At 58.8% G+C, this 4,272-nt stretch carries 2 protein-coding genes and 1 pseudogene; 2 read left to right on the top strand and 1 reads right to left on the bottom strand.

Translation table 11 applies throughout. The features are described from left to right. Positions 1-1,447: 1,447 nt before the first annotated feature. Positions 1,448-2,089, bottom strand: coding sequence for a hypothetical protein (locus tag IVA92_RS17750; protein WP_247276695.1), 642 nt, complete (start codon positions 2,087-2,089; stop codon positions 1,448-1,450). Positions 2,090-2,559: 470 nt separating this feature from the next. Between IVA92_RS17750 and IVA92_RS17745 the strand changes: the two genes are divergently transcribed. Further along, complete coding sequence (locus IVA92_RS17745; RefSeq protein WP_247276694.1) at positions 2,560-3,624, top strand: IS110 family transposase; 1,065 nt, start codon at positions 2,560-2,562, stop codon at positions 3,622-3,624. 390 nt (positions 3,625-4,014) lie between these two features. Then, positions 4,015-4,155 (top strand): annotated as a pseudogene (locus tag IVA92_RS17740) (hypothetical protein); the annotation flags it as partial. Between the last annotated feature and the right edge of the window lie 117 nt (positions 4,156-4,272).

The following is a 4,272-nucleotide window of genomic DNA, read 5'->3' as shown; positions in this document are numbered from 1 at the left end:
GTGTCGCTTGATGTTCTCGGGTTGACGCTCCCCCTGGGCAGCGAGCTTAAGCACGCGCTCGGCGACCTCTATGGCGGATCGCTGCCGCTGAAGGGTGAATGACGGGCTGGAGAGAACTTCGTCGAGAACGTCGCGAAGCATCTGTACGGTGGCTGCGTCGTAAGCCATGAGCCAAGTCCCAATATACTAAAAAAAGGTCCACGCCCGAATATGCGTCGGGAGCGCCTATTTTCCACCTGAGCACTGAAATCTCAGTTGGCAATTATGATGCAACGCCTATGCCACAGCCTTATGACGGCTCGATCGTTCTGCCTGTGGCGCGCGGCTAGTGGCTCAGCTTGAGCTTATTTCCCTTCCGCCTTCAGCCCGATCTCGACGAGGCGGCGGATGGCTTCGGGTCGGCCGGGAGGGTCTTCCTGCTGGCGACGCCAATCATCTAATATTTTCAGCGCGTCAGCCGTCATGCGGACGTTCACCGCCTCGCTGTCTATTGGCGGCCGCCCATCCTTTTCGGCTTTTTAGCAGAAAGAGCCGGATGAACACTTCGGGCAGGGTCCGTTGCTCGATTATCTGAGGAATCTGCGCGAGTCGATTGCCAGGTTCAAAGCCCCCTGACAACTGGCCTCCGGGATCGGGGACCGGCAGGGACAAGATTGCCAAAGCCCGGTCTAGTGGCCCGGGCATTTCTCCATGGGCGCCGACAACGCAAGCCGGTTCTGCATGCACTGGAGGCCCACGTTCGTGAGGATGGTGAGCGAATCGCCCAAACCGCCCGTAGAGCGGAGATCGACACCGCCGCGTGATGAGAGGCGGGATTTGCGACGGGAGCCCGCCGGTTCACGCTGCCGGGCATTCTTTTGAGTTGTACACACTAGTGAACATTAAACGCAGTGATAATTCTGTCACGATATCTCGCGTACTTTAAATCGTTTTATTGGGTTGAGGGATAATGATGAGTACCTTTGATCAAGTTGTTTTCCATCGCGCCATTTCACTGCAGAAGCGATTTGCGTTTCTCGAAGGTCAGATGGCCGAATTGGCCAACCTGCGGAATCGACTGGCGCACGCTGAGTTGCGGCGCTTTCGGTTGAGGGCGAGCCGGTCGGCTTTCAAGAAGGTGGCCCGACGCCGCACCTGTAGATAACCTTCCTGCTCAACCTACGAGGAATTGCCAGGCTCCCGCTTCTAAGCCCAAGCTATTGGAAAGCGTGGGTCGGGTGATTCATGGAGCGGAAGCCGTTTGAGAGCATGTCTCTCGAAGAGCTGTGGCAACTGCACACGATCGTCAATGATATTCTCGCCGAAAGACTCGTCGCGAAGAAAGCAGAGCTCGAACGACGACTGGAGCTGCTTAACCGGCAAGACAAGGCTCCCCATTAAGCTGCCTCGGTGGTCGACCGGTTCACGCTGGCAGGCCCTTTGCTGCCGACCATGACGTAGAAGCCCATCACTGCGACGACAAGGAAGGCTCTATCCTGTCCATGGATTTCGCGTCCCTCGCGAACGTCTGAACGGCCGCCTCATACTGGTGGCGCTCAAAGACGAATTCCATGAAGGCGCCGGCGTTGCCCGTGACGTCTTCAACGATTTTGCCATTGCCTTGCTGCTCCTCGCTGAGGATGTCCTGAAGTGGTCGGTGCATGTTCCGAACATTATGAGCGTATCGGTTCCTCACTCTGGCGACGCCTTCGATAAATCGGACCTGATCCGGTCGGAGCAAGCCCAACCCTTTCGCTAGTGCCACTTTGCCAGTACGTCCTGAGATGTTTAACCGCGCAACGAAGCCTTGGAAGCTCTCTTCGCTTTCTTCCTGCGACAACACACCAAAAACCGACCGTAGTCGACGCGTAGAGATCAGGTCGTTCAACATCGGCTCGATGACCGCATAGGTCTTCACCGTCGCGACGTAGTCCGGATCGTGCAGGATCGATGAGATAGTTGCAGTCGGAACCTCTAAGTATTGCTCCGCCGCGGTGACGCTCTTCTCGACCTCCGCGAGGTACTTCGGCCACCAGACTTCGAAGGATTCCTTGGCGGGCTCTGTGATAAGGCTTTCGGGGATCGCCCCGGAGATCGGCTGCTTTGGCATTCTGCTCTCGAATCGAAACCGTCAGAGCACTTGTAGCATAGGGCTTTACATCGCCTTGGTTTGCGGCACGTGGGATAGGACGTGGGTTGAGCCGTAGAAATCGAAATTCCTTCGAAAAATAAGCGCTCCTTGGTTGACACCCCTTCCGCCAGAAGATTGTTTCCCTCTCAATCTGGCTATTTCGAATCCCAACAAAAACAAGGATTACGGCGGTAACGACTGGTCGCCTTGGTTCCCGGTTGTTACCCTAACGATCGCTATCGCAAGCGCTCGGAAGCAATGGGGGCTTCGCCAGCTGGCTGCCAATTCGCGGCGGCTCTTTCGGGAACCGGCGACCGGGAGACAACGACAGCAGGAAGGCTCTTCAAATCGGGCTTCGAGAAACCGGTGCACGAGGATAGCCGCCGTGTGGCCGAATCCGGAGCCTGGTGCAACGACTTAGGCGTTCGTTGCCACACAGGAGAGCTCCAATGAAGCTTTACGTTGGGTTGGACGTCGGTCTTGAAGAAACCAGTCTTTGCATCGTCGATGGCGAGGGTCTCACCATTCGCGAGGTCAAGGTTATGACCGATCCAGCGGCGATCCGCTCCGCAGTAGAGGGCTACGCGGATCGCCTCGAGAGAGTAGGAGTCGAGGCGTCATCGCTTGGCATCTGGTTGTATCGCGAACTGCAGCCAGCAGGCCTTCCTATCATTGTCGTCGAGGCGCGTCACATGCGCGTTTCGCTATCGACAATGCGGAACAAGACCGACCGGAACGACGCGCGCGGCATCGCGCAGATGATGCGACTGGGCTGGTACCGCGCCGTCCACGTCAAGAACATCGACATGCAGAAGATGCGCACGCTGCTGACCAGCCGGAAGTTGCTCAAGCGCAAACTGATCGCTCTCGAGAACCACATTCGTGGTGCCCTGCGGGCCTATGGGCTACTCGTTGGAGGCGTCGCCCGCGGTGCCTTTGAGGCCCGTGTGCGCGAGCTGATCGACCGTAGCGACCCGATCTTCGCAATGACCGTCGAGGCCATGTTGGACGTGCGCCGCGCCATCCTCGAGGGCTACGATCGGCTGCATCGTGTGCTGCTGCAGGTGGTCCAGCATGATGCCGTCTGCCGGCGCTTGATGACGGTTCCAGGCGTCGGCCCGGTAGCGGCCCTGTCGTTCAAAGTAGGCGTGGATGAGCCTCATCGCTTTGCCCGATCGCGAACGGTCGGCGCGCATTTTGGCTTGGCGCCAAGGCGGCACCAGTCCGGCACGTCGATCGACTATGAGGGGCGCATCAGCAAACAGGGCGACGTCGCGGTGCGCGAGGCGCTTTGCGAGGCGGCCGCAAGCTTGCTGCTACGCGTCAGGAAATGGTCGGCACTGCGGGCGTGGGGCCTGCGGATCGCGAAACGGTCGAGCATGCTGTGTGCGATCACCGCGGTCGCGCGCAAGCTCGCGAGCATTCTGCACCGGATGTGGGTCAGCGAGACTGATTTCCACGTCGGGTTCGGCGCGAAGATTACGCAGCGGTTGCGGTTGAAGCCGGCGCGGTAGCGGCGAGGCAGATGACAACGCGTTAGCGCTGGGTTTGCGCCCAGCATGTTGAGGAGGAGCGAAATTAGAGATCCGCGCGCGCGGTGAGCGTCCCCTGGCGGGGCCGCGAAACGGGGAATGTCCGCTATCTCTTGCCTGCTGCCGCCCTTCGGGGACGAGAGCGCCGGACTGCTTGGACAGCCCTGTTTACGAACCTGATGAAGAGCATGCGACGGCCAAAGTGCTGAACGCGAAGGAACGCATGGACCCCGCCTGGTGAATGCACGTCGCGTACGCGGCTGCGGTGAAGTGCGCGTCGTTGAGGCAGGGAGTCGGTAATGGTTGAAGTTCGACGAGTCGAAGAAAAGCGTAGGAATGTGTTGACTTTGAACGCCCGATTAGGAACCCCGTATGGGCGCGACCCACTTCCTGATGAAGCGCCTACGGAATATCGCCGCTGAGATGGCGCTGCATGTTCTCGCCTACAACCTCACACGGGTGATGAACATCGTCGGCAAACCGAGCCTGATTGCAGCCATCCGCGCCTCCTGAAGTATCCCTCCGGCGGCGCTTTCAATTACCCACATTTAGCCGAGAGGGCTGAGGGAGCGCACCAACTATTGCATCGCGGGAATCGACCGTGATTCCTTGTCTGGCACCGATTCGCAG

The organism is Bradyrhizobium sp. 154 (genome assembly GCF_023073875.1).
In the GTDB taxonomy this organism is placed as follows: domain Bacteria; phylum Pseudomonadota; class Alphaproteobacteria; order Rhizobiales; family Xanthobacteraceae; genus Bradyrhizobium.
The sequence above is the reverse complement of the archived record's forward strand: the minus strand, read 5'-3'. Positions and strand labels throughout refer to the sequence as shown.